Source organism: Chelatococcus reniformis, assembly GCF_014640075.1.
Taxonomy (GTDB): Bacteria; Pseudomonadota; Alphaproteobacteria; order Rhizobiales; family Beijerinckiaceae; genus Camelimonas; species Camelimonas reniformis.
In genome coordinates, this window is sequence record NZ_BMGG01000009.1 from 200510 (window position 1) to 218718 (window position 18209).

Below are 18209 nucleotides of genomic sequence, written 5' to 3' on the forward strand. Positions count from 1 at the left end.
GGCACCGGACGGCGACAAGAAAGCGGCCGGGCAGGAGGCCCGGCCGGAACGGATGGACGGCGGAGCGAGCGGGCCGCCTACTCGGCGCCTTGGCGCCAGTGGCCGAAGTGGCCGGCGAACTTGCGCTGCTGCATTCCGGAGCGGATCAGCACCGACAGCCGACGCTTCTGCGCCTCATCCAGCGTCTTGTAGAGCGGCTCGATGCCGTCGGCCAACTTGCTCACGGTGGCGGCATTCTCGGTCATGCGCTCGGCACCGCCGCGCATGCGCTGGATCAGGTCGGGGCGGTCCTCCGGGTTGGCGCGGGCGTCCGCGCGCTTCTCGCGCCGTTGGGCGAAACGCTCGGCGCGCGCCTTGGCGGCGTCGCGGATCGCCTGTTCGGCCTGCGGCCACAGCTTCTCCTGGTCCGGCGTCAGCTTGAGGCCCGCCTTGATGCCGGCGATGCGGGCGTCGACGAACGCGCTGCGGTCCGCATCTGTCATCTGCGGCCGGGCCCTGCCTCCGGAGCCGGCGTCGGCCCCCTGAGCGTTCTGTTGCTGCTGAGCCGAAGCGGCGCCTGCGACGGCAAGAGCGGCGGTCATAGTCAAAGCTGCGAGGGTGCGTTTCATGTGCCTTCAGTCCTCCGATCGAGGTGAGAAAAGGATGTGGCCGGGCCCCCCCGGTTTCAAATTAAGGATGCGTAATGATGGGTCTTGGTTAACGGCCGGTGACGGACCGCAGCGCCGGCGGGGCCGGGGTCATCGGCGCGGCGTTGCGTTTTTGGCGGTCGACACACCGGCTTCGATCGCTTAACCCCGGCGCCACGGACCGGAGGTGAGGCATGCGGGAAAGCATCAAGGACAAATTCGTCGTTTGCGGCATCGACGAGTTGCCCGATTTCCGTGGCAAGTCGGTGACGCACGTGCTCTCGATCCTCGATCCTGAGCGGGACGATCCCGATGCTTTTGGCGACTACGGGCAGCACCGGCGGCTGACTCTGCGCTTTCACGACATCATCGATCCGGCCCCGGGAATGATCCTGCCGCAGCGCAAGGACGTGGAGGCGCTGCTCACCTTCGGCGAGGGCATCGATCTGGTGCCGGAAAAGTCCGACCACCTCCTGGTGCATTGCCATATGGGCGTGTCGCGCTCGACGGCGGCCATGACGACGCTGCTGCTGCAGGACCATCCGCAGGCGGACGAAGGCACAATTCTAGCCCGGATCCTGCGTGTGCGGCCGCAGATGTGGCCCAATTCCCGCATGATCGCTTTTGCCGACGAGCTTCTGGGCCGTGGCGGCCGCCTCAATGCGGCGTTGCGCCGTCTCTATGGCCACCAGGTGAAGGTGCGTCCCGAGCTCGCCGAGGCGATCCGTTCCTATGGGCGGGGCCGGGAGGTCGACTCCGCCCTCCTCGACTGAACGCAGAGATGGTCCAGGACCGTTGTCAATCAAGCACTTGCTTGACGGTGGGCGTTGCGCCTAGTGTCGCCGCAACTGTGATATGAAATGGAAGCCGGTATGAAGTTTCATGGAACCGAGTCCTACGTCGCGACCGAGGACTTGAAGGTCGCCGTCAATGCGGCGATCGTTCTGGAGCGTCCGCTGCTCGTCAAAGGCGAGCCTGGAACGGGCAAGACCGTGCTGGCGGAGGAGATTTCGAAGGCGCTGGGCGCTCCGATGCTGACCTGGCACGTCAAGTCGACCACCAAGGCACAGCAGGGCCTCTACGAGTATGACGCCGTCAGCCGTCTGCGTGACAGCCAGCTTGGCGACAGCCGCGTGACGGACATCAAGAACTACATCAAGCAGGGCAAGCTCTGGGAGGCGTTCCAGAGCGACCAGCGCCCGGTGCTGCTGATCGACGAGATCGACAAGGCCGACATCGAGTTCCCGAACGATCTGCTGCTGGAGCTCGATCGCATGGAGTTCCATGTGTACGAGACCGGCGAGACGATCCGCGCCAACAAGCGTCCGATCGTGGTGATCACCTCCAACAACGAAAAGGAGCTGCCGGACGCTTTTCTGCGCCGCTGCTTCTTCCACTACATCCGCTTTCCCGACGAAGAAACGATGAAGGCCATCATCGAGGTGCACTATCCCGGCATCCAGCGCCGGTTGGTCGAGGAGGCGCTGAAGCTCTTCTTCGAGGTGCGTGACGTGCCGGGCCTCAAGAAGAAGCCGTCGACCTCCGAGCTGCTGGACTGGCTCAAGCTGCTCATGGCCGAGGACATCGGGGCGGAGGTCCTGCGCGAGCGCGACACGCGCAAGGTCATTCCGCCACTGCATGGCGCGCTGCTCAAGAACGAGCAGGATGTCACCCTCTTCGAGAAGCTGGCGTTCATGGCCCGGCGCGAGCAGCGCTGAGCTTTTTCGTCACGCCTGATAGGGCGAGCGCCGGCTCGGAGGTTCCGGGCCGGCGCAGTCGTCTGGAACCTCTCCGATCTTTCGATCCGGAGGGCGCCGTCAGCGGCAGACGCGGACGCCGGCCCGCCAGTAGCAGCGCGCAACCGCACGCGGCGCGACGTAGGCCCGCGGGCGCGGCGCGACGTAGACCCGCGGGGCGGGCCGAACGTAGGCGCGCGGCGGCGGGCGGTGATAGGGCCGTGCAGCGACGCATCCGCGCGGCCCGCAGGCAACCGCCGCCTCGGCCCCGGCTGACGCAAACACGCCGCCGAGGGCGAGCGCCGCGATCAGAACATATTTCTTCATGTCGAAAACTCCTCGCTGCAGGGGCCGCTCGGCCTGGAGCAGGGCGCATCGCGCCAAAGCGAATCCGGGCCACAGACCGGTGACACGCGTGCGACCAAAGCGTCTGCCGGTTAACAGGAGGTTGCCGACGGCCGCAATCGGGACCTCGCACGATGCAGCGGCGGCTGCGCTGATCGGCTGGATTCCGTCACCATCGCCCTGCAGGTCCCTTGAGGCGATGGCGCCCGAAGTTGGCGGCAGAGGCGCTATTCGGTCTTGCTCTCGATCAGGTGCCCGGCCACTTCCGTGAACGTCGGTGCCGACAGCGCCTCGAAGGGCAGGGGGCGGCAGACATCGATCGCGGCAAGGCCCACCCGTGCGGTCAGCATGCCGTTCAGCACGCCCTCGCCGAGCTTCGCCGAGACGCGGGCGGCGACACCGAGGCCCATGACCTGCTGGATCAGGCTGTCGCCGGCCGCCATGCCGCCGGTGAGCGCCAGATGCGCGAGGACGTTGCGCGCCAGCCGCAGGAAGCCGAGGAACCCGGGGCGGCCGCCGTAGATGCTAGCGAGCTGCCGGATCAGCCGAAACGACGAATAGAGCACGAAGCCGACGTCGACGATGGCGCGCGGGCTGATCGTCGTCACCAGCGAGACCTGGCGCGCGGCCCGCGCCACCGTGCGCCGGGCCGACAGGTCGAGGGCGGTCATCAACTCGCGCTCGGCGACCATGAGGCGGTCGCGCGGGTCGATAATGGCGTCTCCGAGGCCGTCGAGCGCCGCCCGGGCCCGCGCCGTGTCCGCCCGATTCGCATAGAGCGCCAGCAGATCGCGCACGACGGCCCGGGCCTTGTCGTCGCTCGCCTCGGCATGGGCATCGACCGCGGCGCGCCGTAGCCTTTCGATGCGCCGCTCGCGCAGCACGCCGGCGACCTCGCGCGCCAGCAGCACGAGGAAGGCCAGGACGGCCAGGGCGGCGAGCGCCATGGCGACGTAGCCGAGCGCCGGCGCGAGCGCCAGCAACTGCGTGATCAGGCTTTCGATCCAGAGCCCGATGCCGAGCAGGGCGAGCCCGCCGAGGGCGGACAGGAACAGACCGCCCCAGGAGGTACCGCGCCGCGGCGCCTCCGGCTCCGCGACGGCGTCGACGATCTCGCCGTCCTCAGCCGCCACGACGACGGAGGCCGACCCCGCCGGCGCCTCCCCGGCCGGGACGGCGAGGACGTCGGGGTCGTCGAGCCGGAAGGCGCGCGGGGGCGTGGTCATGAGGTCAGGCCAGCTTGTCGGCAAGCAGGAATTCAAGCGCCCGGTCGAGGCGGATGTACGGCAGGCTGTGGCTGCGGCCGGCCGGGTCGTTCGTCAATTTCGGCGGCCGGAAGCGCGGAAACCGCAGCGAGCCCGGCGCAACCGCGCCGTCGAACACGGCCTGCGGCCGCTCCGGCAGCTCGCCGGGGAAGATCGCCGCCTCCGTCTGGCCGTCGAAGGTCTCGCCGCCGATGACCTCGCCGGCTTCGGGCGTCCCCGTGATCGCCGGCAGGCGCAGCGCGCCTTCGCGCACCATCGCCTCCCTGGTGGCGCGCACGGACGCCAGCGCGACCGTTCCCACCTTGGCGCCCGCGCCCTCGGTGCGCCGGATGGCGCGCTCCACCAGCACCCGCAGGATCGCCTCCAGCCGGGCATGGCCGGATTGGTGCAGGTGGTCGGCCTTGGTCGCGGCGAACAATACCTTCTCGATGCGCGGCGCGAACAGCATCGAGGTCAGCGTGTTGCGGCCGGCCCGGAAGGCGCCGAGGACCCGATCGAGCGCCGTCTCCAGCTCGGCCAGCGCGCCCGGTCCGCGGTCGAGCGCCGCCAGCACGTCGACGAGCACGATCTGGCGGTCGAGGCGGGCGAAGTGATCACGGAAGAACGGCTGCACCACCCGCGACTTGTAGGCCTCGAAACGCCGCTCCATGAGACCGCCCAGGGTGTCCCGCTGCGGCGCCGCGCCACGCAGGTCGAGCGGCGCGAAGGTGAGGGCGGGCGAGCCGGCGAGATCGCCGGGCATGAGGAAGCGGCCGGGCGGGGTCGTGGCCACGGCCTCGGGGCCGGCGCGCAGGGCGAGCAGATAGGCCTTGAAGGCCTCACTCGCGGCGGCGGCGTTGGCCTCGCTGGCCGGGCCGGCCGGGTCCATGTCGGCGAGCACCGCATGCCAGGGTCCGGCGAGGCTGACGCGGTCGGCGCGGCGGCTCGCATTGACCGTGTCACGCGACCAGGAGGCATAGCTTTCGTCGAGCAGGGCGAGGTCGGTCAGCCACTCGCCGGGATAGTCGATGATGTCGACGAACAGCGTCGACGGCCCCTTGATCCAGCCGGCCGCCCGCTCGAAGTCGATGGCGACCCGCAGCTCGGCGATCTGCGTCGTCGAGCCGGGCCAGCGGCGCTCGGAGCCGGTGAGCGCCTCCAGATGGTCCTCGAAGGCAAAGCGCGGCACGTCGTCGTCGGGCTGATGGGCCAGGCGCGCCCGCCTAATCCGGCCTTCGGCCGCGGCGCGGAACACCGGCATCGGCGTCACCTCGAGCAGGTGGTGCACCATCGCGGTGGTGAACACGGTCTTGCCGGAGCGGGAAAGCCCCGTCACGCCGAGTCGCACGGTCGGCTGCACCGTGCCGACGGCGAAATCGGCCAAGCTCCTGAGGGCGTCGAGCGTATCGGAAAAGACGGGCGGGCTCACCCGGTCTGCATACGCGCTCGCTCGAGGTTCGTCACCTCGCGCCTAAGGTGCTTCGCGATGGGGCGGAGCCACCTATCGCCAAAGAAGCTCCTCAGCTTCAAAAAGTTGGAGCATTTAGGTGCAGTTGAATGAGCTCATGCAATGGCGAAATGCGCTCGCTCAGTCGTCGACGCCGCCGATCATCCGCGGCGTGATGAACCGGTCCAGGCGTCCGCCGCGGTCGGCGAGCGCATCCCAGCGCTCCACGGCGAAATCGATGACGGCGAGCGCCGCCGTCGGGAACTTCTGCAGCATGCGTGCGAAGGCGTAGCGATCGCCGTGGCCGACGAGACGGCCGGCGAGCTCCTCGAACCCGGGGTTGTGGCCGACGACGAGGAGCGTGCGCACCGTATCGGGCGTGGCCTGGATGACCGAGAGGATATCTTCCGGGCTCGCCTCGTAGATCCGCTCCTCGAAGCGGACCGGTACTTCCTCGCGGAAGGCGGCGGCCACCAGATCCCACGTGAGGCGGGTGCGCCGAGCGGTGGAGACAATGACCAGATCGGGCACGAGCTGCTCGGCGGCCATATAGGACCCCACCACCGGCGCAGCCTCCCGGCCGCGCCGCGCGAGCGGGCGTTCGTGATCCGCCACGCCATCGGGCCAGTCCGATTTCGCATGGCGCAGGAGCATGAGCCGAAGCATGGAACGATCCTTAGTCGAGCTATATCACAGCCGCGCGTCAATTTTCGGTCGCGCCCACAGCAAATGCGCCATGTCCGCGCACAACCGGTGAGGAAGCCCGTTGTTCGCGTCCCTCGCCCGTCGAATGCGTCTTGCCCAATCGCTTGATCGACAGCATGAATGCCGGCTGCCGACTACCACAGCCGTGCGGCTGGGGAATCGGAAATTCGCATCGCGAGTCCACCGTCGGCGAATTCCGGATTCTCCAGCCACACCAGCCGCCGCCGGGAGGAGACACGACAATGCGCAGCTATCGCCTTAAGGATTTCGAGCAGCCTCTGGAGACCGTCGACGAGGACACCCCGACGCCCGAGGGAACGCAAGTGCTGCTGCGCGTCAAGGCGGCGGGCGTCTGCCACAGCGACATTCACATCTGGGAGGGCAGCTACGATCTGGGCGGCGGCCGCAAGATGGCGATGCGCGGCATTCCGCTGCCGTTGACCATGGGCCATGAGACCGTGGGCGAGGTCATCGCCGCCGGTCCGGAGGCCGAGGGCGTCAAGGCCGGCGACGTGCGCGTCGTGTTTCCGTGGATCGGTTGCGGCAAATGCGCCTTGTGCCAGGCGGGCGATGAGCACCTGTGCAACCGGCCGCGCGCCCTCGGCGTTGTCTGCGACGGCGGCTATGCGGATCACATCGTGGTGCCGCATCCACGCTACCTCCTCGCCATCGACGGCGTCGATCCGGCCGTGGCGGCTCCCTACGCCTGCTCGGGGCTCACCACGTTCAGCGCGCTCAAGAAGCTCGAGCACGTGTTCAAGGACGAGCCGATCATGATCATCGGCGCCGGCGGCCTCGGCCTGATGGCGCTGACGCTGCTGAAGGCGCTCGGCGGCAAGGGTGCGGTCGTCGTCGACATCGACGCCAAGAAGCGTGAGGCGGCGCTTGCGGCGGGAGCCCTTGCAGCGGTCGACGGTGCCGCTCCGGACGCGGTGAAGCAGGCCACCGCCGCCGCCGGCGGGGGGCTGCGTGGCGTGGTCGATCTCGTCGGCAACACCCAATCGACCTCCCTCGGGTTCGATGCCCTCGGCAAGGGCGGCAAGCTGGTCATCGTCGGCCTGTTCGGTGGCGCCGCCGCTTTCGCCCTGCCGATGTTTCCCATCAAGGCGGCCACCGTGCAGGGCTCGTTCGTCGGCAGCCTGTCGGAGTTCCACCAGCTCATGGAGCTCGTGCGAGCCGGCGCCGTGCCGGCGGTCCCGCTGATCCGGCGTCCGCTCGCCGAAGTCGGTCAGACGCTCGAGGATCTGCGTGGTGGCCGTATCGTCGGGCGCGCCGTGCTGACGCCCTGAACCGGTCGGCCACGGGTTGCGGTTCGCGCATCGCGCATGCAGGGATGCCCCTGACGGCGACTTGTCCGAATCAGGGGCATCTTCGATGCGCGGCGCAGCCTTCCCAACCTTGTTCTTGACCGTGATCTTGCTGGCCGGGCCCGCGCCGGCCCGGGCTGGCGAGCCGCCGGCCGCGAAGCCGGCTCCGGCGACGTCCGAAGCCGACTCCCGCGACCTGCTCGAGGCGGCCAAGGCGACCGCCAAGTCAGCCCGCACGACGGCGGAGAACATCGCCGTCGTGCCCGATCTGCTGGTGCAGATCCTGACCAAGCTCGACAAGATCGAGGACAAGATCGCGCGACTGGAGACGGCTATGCAGGCGAAGCCGCCCGCCAGGCGCGACGGTCGCTGAGGCGCCGGGCGCAGGCGTCGACTTGACGGCTGCAAGGTCCTGAACCAGAAGCGGCGTCATCAACTGCGGTCGCCCCCAGGCGGTCCGCCGCGTTGGGCAGACAGCGCTCCCGATTCGAGGTGGAGTTGGAGCATGTCACTCCGCTCGGATGACGCCATCTGACCGGGACATCCTCTGGGCCGCGATGCTCTTCAATTCGTTTGCATTTCTGCTCGTCTTCCTGCCGGTCGCGCTGCTCCTGCACTGGCTGGTCGAGCGCGTCCGGCCGCAACTGCGGCTGCCTCTGCTGCTGGCCCTGTCCGTCGCCTTCTACGGTTACTGGGATTGGCGCTTCGTGCCGTTGCTGGTGCTGTCCGTCTTGCTCAACTGGCTGCTGGCGCAGGCCTTCATCCGCCTGCGGCTGGGCTGGCTGATCGCCCTCGCCATCATCGTCAATCTGGCCGTGCTCGGCGTGTTCAAATACGCGGGCTTCTTCGCCGGCCTGCTGCCGGGTCTGGATCTGACCGGCATCGACGTCTTCGGCAGCGGGGCGGCCCTGCCCCTCGGCATCTCGTTCTTCACCTTCCACCACGTGATGTATCTGGTGGACCTGAAAGCCGGCCGCGCCCCCGATTTCGGGCTCGTCAAATACGGTCTCTACATCGCCTTCTTTCCGCAAGTCCTCGCCGGCCCTCTGGTGCGCTGGAGCGAGGTCATGCACCAGTTCGACCAGCGCCCCTACGCCCGCGCGGACGCGGCCGAGCGTTTCGCGCGCGGCCTGCTGCTGCTGGTCGTCGGCCTGATCAAGAAGGTCTTCATCGGCGATCCGCTCTCGGCCTATGTGAACCCGGTCTACGAGGCGGCCGCCAAGGGCACGGCGGTGTCACTCGCAGAGGCGTGGCAGGCCACGCTCGCCTTCGCCTTCCAGATCTATTTCGATTTCTCCGGCTATACCGACATGGCGCTCGGCATCGCGCTGATGTTCGGCATCGTGCTGCCGCAGAATTTCGAAGTGCCGTACCGGGCCCTGTCGCTGCAGGATTTCTGGCGGCGCTGGCACATGACCCTGTCGCGCTTCCTGCGCGACTATCTCTACATCCCGTTGGGCGGCAACCGCCACGGCCTGCCGCGGCAGGTCTGGGCGTTGTTCGCCACCATGGCGCTGGGCGGCCTGTGGCACGGAGCCGGCCTCACCTTCGTGGCCTGGGGCGCCGCGCACGGGCTCGGGCTGTGTGCCGGCCTGCTCTGGCGCCGCACCGGTCGCACCATCCCGCCGCTCGTCGGCTGGGCCCTCACCTTCCTGTTCGTCCTGTTCACCTGGGTGCTGTTTCGCGCACAGACGTTCGAGGCGGCGCTCAGGATCTACGAGGGCATGCTCGGCCTCACCTCGATCGGTCACGGCTTCAAGTGGCGGACGATCCTGCTTGCTGCCCTTGTCGCGCTGATCGGCCCGACAGCCTGGGCGGCGGTCCAGCGGGCACCGCCCTCCCGCCTGCTGGCCGTCGCGGCCGCGGTCGTGTTCGTATTGGTCCTGTTCAAGATCGGCGACGATGCGAACTACGAGTTCATCTATTTCCAGTTCTGACACGGGCGCCCGATGGCGGGCGGTGGCGACGACCTTCGTCATCACCGCAGCGGTGCTGCTGGCCGCCCTCCTGGCAGCGGTCGTCGCCCTCGATCCCTACGACACGGGGCGCCTGGCACTCATCGAGAAGGGCGGCATCCCCGACACCGGCCCGCGCATCGCCAACGCGAGCCGAGGCCGCGATCCCGCCTTCAACGCGGCGCTCATCGGCAATTCGCGGGTGCAGATGGTCGAGCCCTCGCGGCTCGACGCGGCAACGGGCCTGCGTTTCGTGACGCTGATGGTGCCGGCGATTCGGCCCGAGGAGCAGTTGGTGCTGCTGCGCTGGTTCCTGCGCAACCATCCCCGTCCCGCCGCGCTGGTGATCGGTCTCGACGAGTGGTGGTGCCTCGCCTCGATCAAGGCGGACAAGCCGTTTCCGTTCTGGCTCTACGCCGAGACCTCCCTCGGTTATGTCAGGGGGCTGCTGCGTTTCGAAGCGCTAGAACAGGCCTCGCGCCGGCTCGCCTACCTCGGCGGGCGGGGCGCCCGGGCCCGGCCCGACGGCTTCTGGGACTACGAGCAGGACTACATTTCGGTCGGCGCGACAGAGCCGGAGCTGCATCGCCGCCGCCTGTCGGCGCCGCCGCCGTCCGAATCCGCCAACCCGGCGAACCGCTTCCCCGGGCTCGAAGCGCTGGACGAGGCGCTGCACGGGGTGCCGCCCACCACTGCGGTCGTGCTCACCTGGAGCCCGGTGCACCACAGCTATCGGCCCGTGCCCGGCAGCCCTGCCGACGGAACCTGGCGCGCCTGCCGCGAATCGGCGGTGCGCGTTGCCGATTCGCGGCCCCGGACGGCGGTGCTCGATTGGTCGACCGACCGGCCGGAGAGCTGGGACGACGACAATTTTTTCGATCGATCGCACTACCGCAGGGCCCTGGGCCAGCGCTTTGCCGACGCGATCGGCCGGCGGGTGGCGGCCCTGATGCAGGCTTCGCCTTGAGCAGCAATGGCGCTCAGGGCTGCGGCGGCCGACCCCGGCGTGGCTGCGCCGCGGTGCCGCGGCAGGCGATGCCCTGCAGATGGTGCGTTGTCGGCGTCGATACGTGCGGCTATATAGCGACCGCCTTGTCCGGTTAACTGCGTGGAGCGCCCTCCGCCAATGCCAGCATCCGGGTCGACGAGAGAAGAAGCCGCGATGTCGAATGTCACCATCGGCGAAGGCTACCGACCCTCGGAAGCCGAGCCATTCATGAGCGAGCGGCAGCGCGAGTATTTTCGCCGCAAGCTGCTGAAGTGGAAGGACGAGATTCTGAGGGAAAGCAGGGATACGCTGGCCACCCTGCAGAACGAGAACGAAAATCATCCCGATCTCGCAGATCGCGCGTCGTCCGAGACCGATCGGTCCATCGAGCTACGGGCCCGCGATCGTCAGCGCAAGCTGATCTCGAAGATCGACGATGCGCTGCAGCGGATCGAGGATGGCACCTACGGCTATTGCGAGGAGACGGGCGACGCGATCTCGCTCCGACGCCTCGAGGCCCGGCCCATCGCCACACTGTCGCTCGAGGCGCAGGAGCGCCACGAGCGCAACGAGCGCGTCTACCGCGACGATTGAGCGGCGCCGCGCGCGAGGCGCGCCCTGCTGCGCATAGCTGTGTCGAAGGCGGCCGGCGATAGGTGCGCTTTGCGCTCGGGCGGAGCCACCCTAGAGCATTTCGGCGTTTCTTTGAATCGCGGAAATGCTCTATCTGTTTGAATTGTCGCGTTTTCTTTACGCGAACCGGCGTCCACTTCGCTCAAAAATCGCTCCTAGGGCGCGGAAAGCGCTCCAGTCTCAACAGACGATGAGCATTTCTGCGCCATTGGATGATCGCCATTGCGGAGGCGAAATGCTCCAGGGCGCGTTCCGATCGAAATGTGCTCCAAGACCGTCGGGCGCGGAGCATGCTGTCCCCGGCCGCCGCTTCGCGGCGGAGGGTTCATTCGCCTGGCGGGTTCGCCAGCCCATTTCGCAATGGGAAGAGACCATCCCGCTGCAGAGACTGCCGCCGCTCAGAGAAACGCTGGTTCCACGGATCGCGTAGCACACGAACCGCCAACCGGCCGGGCGGAGGTTCCCGCCCGCGACACCGCGGCGGCGGAGCCTCTCGACCTTGCCGCACGCACGGTTCCTGACCGCGGCGACTCCTCATGGAGGCACCGCCCGTCTCCCGAGCCTTCGTCGCCAGAGCATCTGACGACGGGCGGCGCGGTGCCGCAAATCCCGGCCGACCCGCCCGGCCCGCGGCCGCCCCTCGCCGACGCGAGGATGGCTCCGGCAGCAGGCCCGGGCGGCTCTGCCGCGCCGGCACGAGGTGATCAGCTCTTCTGCCGGCAGCGCTTCTGCCGGCAGCTCTCGGGGCCGTCAGCTCTTGGGGCCGTCAGCTTTTGGGGCTGGGCGAACGGAGCAGTCGGGCGAACTCGGCCTCGATCGCCTCGGGCGAGAACGGATCGGGCGGCCCGGGCGGGGTCGGCTCGGCCGGCGGCGCGTCGGACTTCTCCGGCGCCGGCGAGGCCGCCGCGGCGGGCCGTTGCGGTGCCTCGGGCGTCGATGCCGGAGCGGGCGGCTGCGGCCGGGGCGGAGCGGCGGGCTCGGGCCGAGCCGTGGGCGGCAGGTCGAAGTTCAAATCGGGCAGATCCACGCGCGAGTTGCCCGGGCGGGCGGGTGCCTCGGCGGCGGCCGGTTGCTGCGGGCGCGCCGGGGTTGCCGGTGCCGGCGGCACCGGGCGCCGGAAGCCCGGCAGGTCCAGAGGGCGCAGCGACGGCGTCGGCGGCGCGTCCGGCCGCGGCCCCGGGGGTGCCGGCGCCGGAGTTGGCGCTGGTGTCGGCCCCGGCGCCTGGGCCGGTCGTTCGGTGGCAGTCCTCGAGGGCTCGGCCGGCGGGACCGGGCGGCTGGGCGTCGGCTGCGACGGCCGTTGCGGTGGCGGGGATGCGTCCTGCGCTGCCGGGCGGACGGCGGCGAAAGGCTTTTTCAGCGCCTCTTCCAGCTGCCTTGCCATGTCGGTCAGCCGTCGCTCGCCGCGCTCGCCCGCGGGAGCGGGCCCGGCGGCAGGCGCCTGCCGGGTCTGGTCCGGCGGTACGGCGACGGGCCCCGGGGCCGGCCGCTGCGGCTGGGTCGGCGCCGGCGCGAGGGGGGTGGGGGCATCCGGCCGCGCCGGAGGACGGGGTTCGAAGCGGCGCTCGCTCCGTGGGGCAGGTTCGGGCCGCTCGGCGGCACCACGGGGCTCGACCGGCTGTGCCGCCTCGACCGGTGGCCGCGGCTCCGGCACCGGGCGAGCCGGCGGCGGCGCGGCGGGCAGGGTGCGCACGTCGGCGCGCGGCGGGGCCGCGGCAGCTTCGGGGATGTCCGCGGCCACGTCCTGTCCCGGCCGGCCGGCAATCGGCTCACCCTTGCGTTCGGTTGTCTCGTTCGCGTCGGCCAGGCCCGACGCCGCCGACGGCTGCCGGCTGGCGTGACCGCGCAGGATGCCGGCCTCGATGACGACGTCCGAGGCCCCGCCGATCATCACCAGATGTTCGACGTGGTCCCGCCGCAGCAGCACCAGTTGGCGCTGCTGGTCGAGATCGAAAATGTCGACCACGCCGAGGCGCGGCTGGCGCGCGCGGGACACCTGCGCACCGAATTTTTTGCGCCCCCCCGTGATGCGGCGAAGCACGAGTGCGAACACCGTCAGCAACGCGAAGATGATGACGAAGGCGACGAGATATTGGACGGCGGGTGACATCTCAATTCCGAACATCGATCACTCGGCTTTTTCACTGCCGCGGTTAGCAAAGCCAAGTCGCGCGACAATTAGGCTACCTGGCGGCACTGTTTCATATTCATGGTTAATCGACGGTTGATCCAGCGGCAATAGTTGTTCCAGCAAAGTCGGCGCGGTCGGCGATGGGCGCGAGCGCGCGCGGCGGACCGACAAGCTCCTACTTTCGCTGAAAAGATGTGCAAATGCAATATGTTGTCTCAATATTGCGCGATCCCGGCCGCCCGGGCGCTCGCAAGACGGCCGCGACGGCCCCGCGAACTTTGGGTGAATAACGTGCCGGCGCGCGTTGTTGCGCTTGCTCCGGCCCCACCTGACGCATAAACGCAGACAAAGGCCTTGAGCGGCTTGAGCAGCCTCCCTGAGCATTCATGAGCGAGACGACCGCCAGCACCGCGCTCGACCGGACCGATCGTCCCCCCCACGTGGGGCGGCTCGCCGTCTTCGCTCTCGCCGTCATCGGCGCCGCCGTGATCTTCGCGCTGCAGGCAAGTGAGAGCCATCGGCCTCTGGTGCTCGCGGCCCTCGCCATCCCAGCCATCGCCGGCATCTTCGCCCTGTTCGCCCTGGCGTTCGGCCTCGCCCGGCTCGGCCCGCGTACGGCCGGCGACGATCTCATGCGCTCCATCGCCGATACCGCCGGCGAGGGGTTGATCGTCGTCGCCGCCGACGGCGCCGTCGTCTACGCCAATGCGGCCTATCGGCGGCTGACGGGGGCCGCGGCCGGCGCCGATCCGTTGCCGCCGGAGCTGCTGCTCAAGGGCGCGCCGGCGGTGTCCGAGGCGTTGTACCGTCTCGTGCAGTCCGCGCGGGCGGGGCAGGCCCGGGGGGAGGAGTTGCGCCTGTCGCCGCCCCTCAGTGGCGGCGGCCAGGCCGGCTGGTATCGCGTGGCGGTGCGCCCGCTCGGCCGCGCCGATGCCGACCCGGTGCTGTGGAGCATCGCCGACATCACCGCCGACCGCGACCGGCAGGAGAACGTCTTCCAGGAGCTTCAGCACGCCATCGACTATCTCGACCAGGCGCCGGCCGGGTTCCTGTCGCTCGAGCGCGATGGCGGCATCGTCTACATGAATGCGACATTGGCGAGCTGGCTCGACCATGATCTCGCCAGCGTGGGCACCGGCGGCCTGACATTGGCCGACGTGGTATCGATCAACGCCGCGGCCCTGTTCGATGGGGTCACCGGGGCCGCAGGCGAGATCAGGACCGAGATCCTCGACCTCGATTTTCGCCGGCGTGGCGGCCAGATGCTGCCGGTACGCCTGTTCCACCGGGTGGGTTTCGATGCCGAGGGGCGCCGCGGTCCCTCGCGCACCTTGGTGCTCAACCGCTCGCCGGGCGAGGACGTGGCCGAAGGGCTGCGCCAGGCGGAGGTCCGTTTCGCCCGCTTCTTCAACAACACCCCGGTCGCCATCGCGACGGTGACGCGCGACGGCGCCATCGCCCGTTCGAACGCCTCCTTCTCGCGCCTGTTCGGTACCCCCGCCCGCCGCGAAGGGGAGGCGGCGTCCGTCGGCTCCATCACCGCGGAGCGCGACAGCGAACAGCTCATCGCAGCGGTCAAGGCGGCCGCGGCGGGTGAGGACGTGCTCCCGTTCGATGCCGCGATCGCCGGCGACGGCGGTCGCTCGGCGCGCTTCTACGTCAGCGGCGTCGATGACGTCGACAGCGACGGCGAGGCCGCCATCATCTACGCGCTCGATACCACCGAGCAGCGCACCCTCGAGGCCCAGTTCGCGCAGGCGCAGAAGATGAACGCCGTCGGGCAACTGGCCGGCGGCGTCGCCCACGACTTCAACAACGTGCTGCAGGCGATCATCGGCTACAGCGACCTGCTGCTCGGCAAGCACCGGCCGACCGACCCGTCGTTCCAGGACATCATGCAGATCAAGCAGAATGCCAACCGGGCGGCGAGCCTGGTGCGGCAGCTGCTGGCCTTCTCCCGTCGGCAGACCCTGCGCCCGCAGGTTGTGCAGATCGGCGACATCCTGTCGGACCTGTCGCTGCTGCTGAAGCGGCTCCTCGGCGAGCGGGTGGAGCTCGACGTGCACCACGGCCGCGACCTGTGGCCGGTCAAGGCCGACATCAACCAGTTCGAGCAGGTCATCGTCAATCTTGCCGTCAACGCGCGCGATGCCATGCCCAGCGGCGGCCAGCTGTCCATCCGGACCCAGAACGTCCCGGCGAGTCAGGCGCAGCGTTACGACGAGGCGATGCCGGCGGCCGACTACGTCATGATCGAGGCGCAGGACACCGGCACCGGCATGCCGCCGGAGGTGCTGGCCCAGATCTTCGAGCCCTTCTTCACCACCAAAGAGGTGGGCAAGGGCACCGGGCTCGGGCTCTCCACGGTCTACGGTATCGTCAAGCAGACCGGCGGCTTCATCCTCTGCGAGAGCGAGGTGGGGCGCGGCACGGCGTTCCGCATCTTCCTGCCGCGTCACCAGGCCGAGCCCGAGGTGCCGGCGGTAGAGGACGTGACCAAGGCCAAGAAGCCGGCCATGGATCTGACCGGCCACGGCACCATCCTCCTGGTCGAGGACGAGGAGGCGGTGCGCGCCTTCGCCGCCCGCGCGCTGGCCACGCGCGGCTACACCGTGCTCGAGGCGACCTCCGGCCGTGAGGCGGTGAGCCTTCTGGAGCAGCGCGGCGCGCCCGTCGATCTCATCGTCTCGGACGTGGTGATGCCCGAGATGGACGGCCCGTCGCTGCTGCGCGAGCTGCGGGCGCGTGATGTCAAGGCCAAGGTGGTGTTCGTCTCGGGCTATGCCGAGGACGCCTTCAAGAAGAACCTGCCCGACGGCGAAAGCTTCGTCTTCCTGCCCAAGCCCTTCAGCCTCAAGCAGTTGATCGAGGCGGTGAAGTCGCAGATGGGCTAGGGCATCTCTCGATCAGATCGACACGTCGGATCGCGTGAAGCACCAAGCCTTTAAATTTGTAGCATTTCTGGTGCGATCGGGTGATTCCGCCCCATCGCGAAGCGCCCTCGATGCGATCAGTCGGTATTGTGGAGGCTCCGCTGTCGGACGTGACCGTACGCAAGGATGAAGCGGAGCCTGGGCCGGTTGCGCCGCCGCGGCCCCGGTTCGTCGAGGAACTCGGGCCGTGGCTGGTGAGGCACGCCGCGGTCGCCGTGCTTGCCGTCGGCGTATTCGCTTATGCTTTCTACGAGTTCAGCGCCGCATTCTTTGCCTATACCGGCGACGCCTACGTCGCCGGTGACAGTGTGGCCGTCGCGCCGACCGTGGCCGGGCCGATCAGCATGCTTGCGGTCAGGGACAACGATTCGGTGCAGGCCGGCGATGTCCTGTTCCGTATCGATCCGCGTCCCTACGAACTGACCGTTGCCGAAAACGAAGCCAAGCTCGTGCTGGCCGAGGCCAATTTGGTCCAGGCCAACGATGAGGTCAGCGCCGCGATCGACGAGGTCAACCAGCGTCAGGCTACGCTGGCCGATGCGCAGGTCACCGAGAACCGTTATCGGACGCTGCGCGGCAACGAATTTGCCTCTCAGCAGCAGCTCGACGACGCGACCCGCGATGCGCGGATCGCCAGTGCCCTGTTCCTGGCGGCCAAGGCGCGTCTGACCGCTGCGCGGCAGGGTGTCGTCATCGCGCAGGCGGAGCGGACCGTCGCCGCCCGCGCGCTGGCGCGGGCACGGTACGATCTGGGACAGACCACCGTCGTTGCGCCGGCCGCCGGGCGCGTGGCCCCCTTTCTTGCCCGCGTCGGGGACTACCGCACCGTATCGGAGGCGGTGCTGGCCATCGTGACGAACAGTAACTGGCGCATCGTCGCCAACCTGACCGAGCGGCATTTGAGCCGCGTCATGCCGGGGCAGACCGTGTGGCTGACCATCGGCTCAAGGCCGTGGCAGGTGTATACGGGGCGGATCCGCTCGGTCGCCAACGGCGTGTCCCGCACGAAGGGCGAGGTCAAGGTGCTGCCCTACGTGGAGACGACGACCGACTGGATTCGCCTGCCGCGGCGCTTTCCCGTCGAGGTCGATCTCGGCGATCTGCCGCGCCAGCAGCCCATGTTCCTGGGCGCGGATGCGCGTGTCCTGGTGTGGTTCTGAGCCATGACCTGGGCGCCGCGGCACGGCCTGACGACGGCTGCGGGCGTGGTCCTGGCGGTGCTGCTCGCGTTGACGGCTGAGCTGCCCGATCCATGGTGGGCCGCGATTTCCGCCTGGATGGTCGCCAATCCGGACCGGCGGGCCATCTTGCCCAAGAGCGTGCTTCGCATCGTCGGCACCCTGGCGGGTTGCGCTCTCGGCTACGGCTTGAGCATGCTGTTGGGCGGGCAGCCCTTCCTCATCCTCGTCGCGATCTTCATCTGCGGCTCCCTCGGCATGCGCGGCCGCTTCACCAGCCCCTACGCCTATGCCTGGGTGCTGTTTGCCATCACCTCCATGATGATGCTGCTGGCGAGCCTCAACCAGCGGGACGGCCTCCTCGAATTTGCCGTGGCGCGGGCGCTGGAGATCGTCTGCGGCGTCATTGGCGCCTTGATCGCCGGGCTGGTGCTCGGCGTGAGCGGCGAGGGGCCCGCGCCCGCCGCGGCGCCGCCGGCAAGCGGCGGCGACCATGATTTCGACCTGGACCGGGTGGCGGCGATCGGCGGCCTCATCGGCGTGGTCATCGCCATCGTCTGGGACGCCATGGCGATGCAATCCGCCACCCAGATCGCCATCACCAGCTACGTCATCATCGACCGCGACCTGGGCACCAGCCGCGTGCGGGCGCAGCAACGCATCGGCGGCTGTCTGCTCGGTGCGGCGCTCGGCCTCCTGGTGGTCGGCTTCGGCCCCGTCTCCGTGTTGTTCTGGGTCTGGGCGCTCGGCGCCGGCATCTTCTTCTTCTCGAGCCTCCACCTCGGCGGGGGAGCGCATGCCTACGTGGGTACCCAGGCCGGCATCGCCTACATCATCGCGCTCATCACCGGCCCCGGCTATCCGACCGACATCCTCTCCGTCGTCGAGCGGCTCGCCGGCATCCTCATCGGCGTCGCCCTGGCCATCGCGCTGGCCTACGCGTTGGCGCCGAAGCGGCGCGTGCAGGTGGAGGGCCGGTGA

At 69.1% G+C, this 18209-nt stretch carries 16 protein-coding genes; 10 read left to right on the forward strand and 6 right to left on the reverse strand.

The window, feature by feature from the left end:
* Window positions 1-77 precede the first annotated feature (77 nt).
* A complete protein-coding gene (locus tag IEW34_RS23650) occupies window positions 78-482 on the reverse strand; it encodes a Spy/CpxP family protein refolding chaperone (protein WP_188611696.1) in 405 nt (134 codons plus the stop codon).
* A gap of 338 nt (window positions 483-820) precedes the next feature.
* Between IEW34_RS23650 and IEW34_RS23655 the strand changes: the two genes are divergently transcribed.
* Both IEW34_RS23655 and IEW34_RS23660 read left to right on the forward strand, forming a co-directional pair.
* A complete protein-coding gene (locus IEW34_RS23655; protein WP_188611697.1) occupies window positions 821-1399 on the forward strand; it encodes a tyrosine phosphatase family protein in 579 nt (192 codons plus the stop codon).
* A 99-nt stretch (window positions 1400-1498) separates the two neighbouring features.
* Window positions 1499-2344, forward strand: coding sequence for an AAA family ATPase (locus IEW34_RS23660; protein WP_188611698.1), 846 nt, complete (start codon window positions 1499-1501; stop codon window positions 2342-2344).
* A gap of 99 nt (window positions 2345-2443) precedes the next feature.
* On the opposite strand, the gene IEW34_RS23665 is transcribed toward IEW34_RS23660, so the two are convergent.
* From IEW34_RS23665 to IEW34_RS23680, 4 genes are all read right to left on the reverse strand, one after another.
* Window positions 2444-2689, reverse strand: coding sequence for a hypothetical protein (locus IEW34_RS23665; protein WP_188611699.1), 246 nt, complete (start codon window positions 2687-2689; stop codon window positions 2444-2446).
* A 245-nt stretch (window positions 2690-2934) separates the two neighbouring features.
* A complete protein-coding gene (locus tag IEW34_RS23670; RefSeq protein WP_188611700.1) occupies window positions 2935-3933 on the reverse strand; it encodes a YcjF family protein in 999 nt (332 codons plus the stop codon).
* Between the two features lie 4 nt (window positions 3934-3937).
* Complete coding sequence (locus tag IEW34_RS23675; protein ID WP_188611701.1) at window positions 3938-5380, reverse strand: YcjX family GTP-binding protein; 1443 nt, start codon at window positions 5378-5380, stop codon at window positions 3938-3940.
* A 159-nt stretch (window positions 5381-5539) separates the two neighbouring features.
* A complete protein-coding gene (locus IEW34_RS23680; protein ID WP_188611702.1) occupies window positions 5540-6064 on the reverse strand; it encodes a SixA phosphatase family protein in 525 nt (174 codons plus the stop codon).
* A gap of 281 nt (window positions 6065-6345) precedes the next feature.
* On the opposite strand from IEW34_RS23680, the gene IEW34_RS23685 reads away from it, so the two are divergent.
* The 5 genes from IEW34_RS23685 to dksA all read left to right on the forward strand — a co-directional run bounded on the left by IEW34_RS23685 (window position 6346) and on the right by dksA (window position 10947).
* Window positions 6346-7392 (forward strand): alcohol dehydrogenase, encoded by a 1047-nt coding sequence (locus IEW34_RS23685; RefSeq protein ID WP_188611703.1) that lies wholly within the window; start codon window positions 6346-6348, stop codon window positions 7390-7392.
* 115 nt (window positions 7393-7507) lie between these two features.
* Window positions 7508-7783, forward strand: coding sequence for a hypothetical protein (locus tag IEW34_RS23690; RefSeq protein WP_188611704.1), 276 nt, complete (start codon window positions 7508-7510; stop codon window positions 7781-7783).
* Window positions 7784-7967: 184 nt separating this feature from the next.
* The gene (locus IEW34_RS23695; RefSeq protein WP_188611705.1) at window positions 7968-9347 is read left to right on the forward strand and encodes an MBOAT family O-acyltransferase; all 1380 of its coding nucleotides are present in this window, start codon (window positions 7968-7970) and stop codon (window positions 9345-9347) included.
* 22 nt (window positions 9348-9369) lie between these two features.
* On the forward strand, window positions 9370-10332 hold the full coding sequence (locus IEW34_RS23700) for a hypothetical protein (protein ID WP_188611706.1): 963 nt from the start codon (window positions 9370-9372) through the stop codon (window positions 10330-10332).
* 195 nt (window positions 10333-10527) lie between these two features.
* Window positions 10528-10947: an RNA polymerase-binding protein DksA gene (gene dksA, locus IEW34_RS23705; protein WP_188611707.1), complete on the forward strand. Its 420-nt coding sequence runs from the start codon at window positions 10528-10530 to the stop codon at window positions 10945-10947.
* A gap of 805 nt (window positions 10948-11752) precedes the next feature.
* Here the strand turns inward: dksA and IEW34_RS23710 are convergent.
* The gene (locus IEW34_RS23710; protein ID WP_188611708.1) at window positions 11753-13111 is read right to left on the reverse strand and encodes a flagellar biosynthetic protein FliO; all 1359 of its coding nucleotides are present in this window, start codon (window positions 13109-13111) and stop codon (window positions 11753-11755) included.
* A 392-nt stretch (window positions 13112-13503) separates the two neighbouring features.
* Here IEW34_RS23710 and cckA point away from each other — a divergent pair, with 392 nt between their 5' ends.
* The 3 genes from cckA (at window position 13504) to IEW34_RS23725 (ending at window position 18209) form a co-directional block, all read left to right on the forward strand.
* The gene (gene cckA, locus IEW34_RS23715) at window positions 13504-16011 is read left to right on the forward strand and encodes a cell cycle histidine kinase CckA (RefSeq protein ID WP_188611709.1); all 2508 of its coding nucleotides are present in this window, start codon (window positions 13504-13506) and stop codon (window positions 16009-16011) included.
* A gap of 128 nt (window positions 16012-16139) precedes the next feature.
* Window positions 16140-17210, forward strand: coding sequence for an HlyD family secretion protein (locus tag IEW34_RS23720; protein WP_188611710.1), 1071 nt, complete (start codon window positions 16140-16142; stop codon window positions 17208-17210).
* A 3-nt stretch (window positions 17211-17213) separates the two neighbouring features.
* Window positions 17214-18209 carry an FUSC family protein gene (locus IEW34_RS23725; protein ID WP_188611711.1) on the forward strand — a complete coding sequence of 332 codons (996 nt, stop codon included), beginning with the start codon at window positions 17214-17216 and terminating at the stop codon, window positions 18207-18209.

Excerpts from the sequence above, each read along its gene's own strand:
- IEW34_RS23695 (WP_188611705.1), top strand. The coding sequence starts at position 7,968 with ATGCTCTTCAATTCGTTTGCATTTCTGCTCGTCTTCCTGCCGGTCGCG.
- IEW34_RS23660 (WP_188611698.1), top strand. The coding sequence starts at position 1,499 with ATGAAGTTTCATGGAACCGAGTCCTACGTCGCGACCGAGGACTTGAAG.
- IEW34_RS23670 (WP_188611700.1), bottom strand. The coding sequence starts at position 3,933 with ATGACCACGCCCCCGCGCGCCTTCCGGCTCGACGACCCCGACGTCCTC.
- IEW34_RS23665 (WP_188611699.1), bottom strand. The coding sequence starts at position 2,689 with ATGAAGAAATATGTTCTGATCGCGGCGCTCGCCCTCGGCGGCGTGTTT.
- dksA (WP_188611707.1), top strand. The coding sequence starts at position 10,528 with ATGTCGAATGTCACCATCGGCGAAGGCTACCGACCCTCGGAAGCCGAG.
- IEW34_RS23725 (WP_188611711.1), top strand. The coding sequence starts at position 17,214 with ATGACCTGGGCGCCGCGGCACGGCCTGACGACGGCTGCGGGCGTGGTC.
- IEW34_RS23680 (WP_188611702.1), bottom strand. The coding sequence starts at position 6,064 with ATGCTTCGGCTCATGCTCCTGCGCCATGCGAAATCGGACTGGCCCGAT.
- IEW34_RS23650 (WP_188611696.1), bottom strand. The coding sequence starts at position 482 with ATGACAGATGCGGACCGCAGCGCGTTCGTCGACGCCCGCATCGCCGGC.
- IEW34_RS23710 (WP_188611708.1), bottom strand. The coding sequence starts at position 13,111 with ATGTTCGGAATTGAGATGTCACCCGCCGTCCAATATCTCGTCGCCTTC.
- IEW34_RS23655 (WP_188611697.1), top strand. The coding sequence starts at position 821 with ATGCGGGAAAGCATCAAGGACAAATTCGTCGTTTGCGGCATCGACGAG.
- IEW34_RS23685 (WP_188611703.1), top strand. The coding sequence starts at position 6,346 with ATGCGCAGCTATCGCCTTAAGGATTTCGAGCAGCCTCTGGAGACCGTC.
- cckA (WP_188611709.1), top strand. The coding sequence starts at position 13,504 with ATGAGCGAGACGACCGCCAGCACCGCGCTCGACCGGACCGATCGTCCC.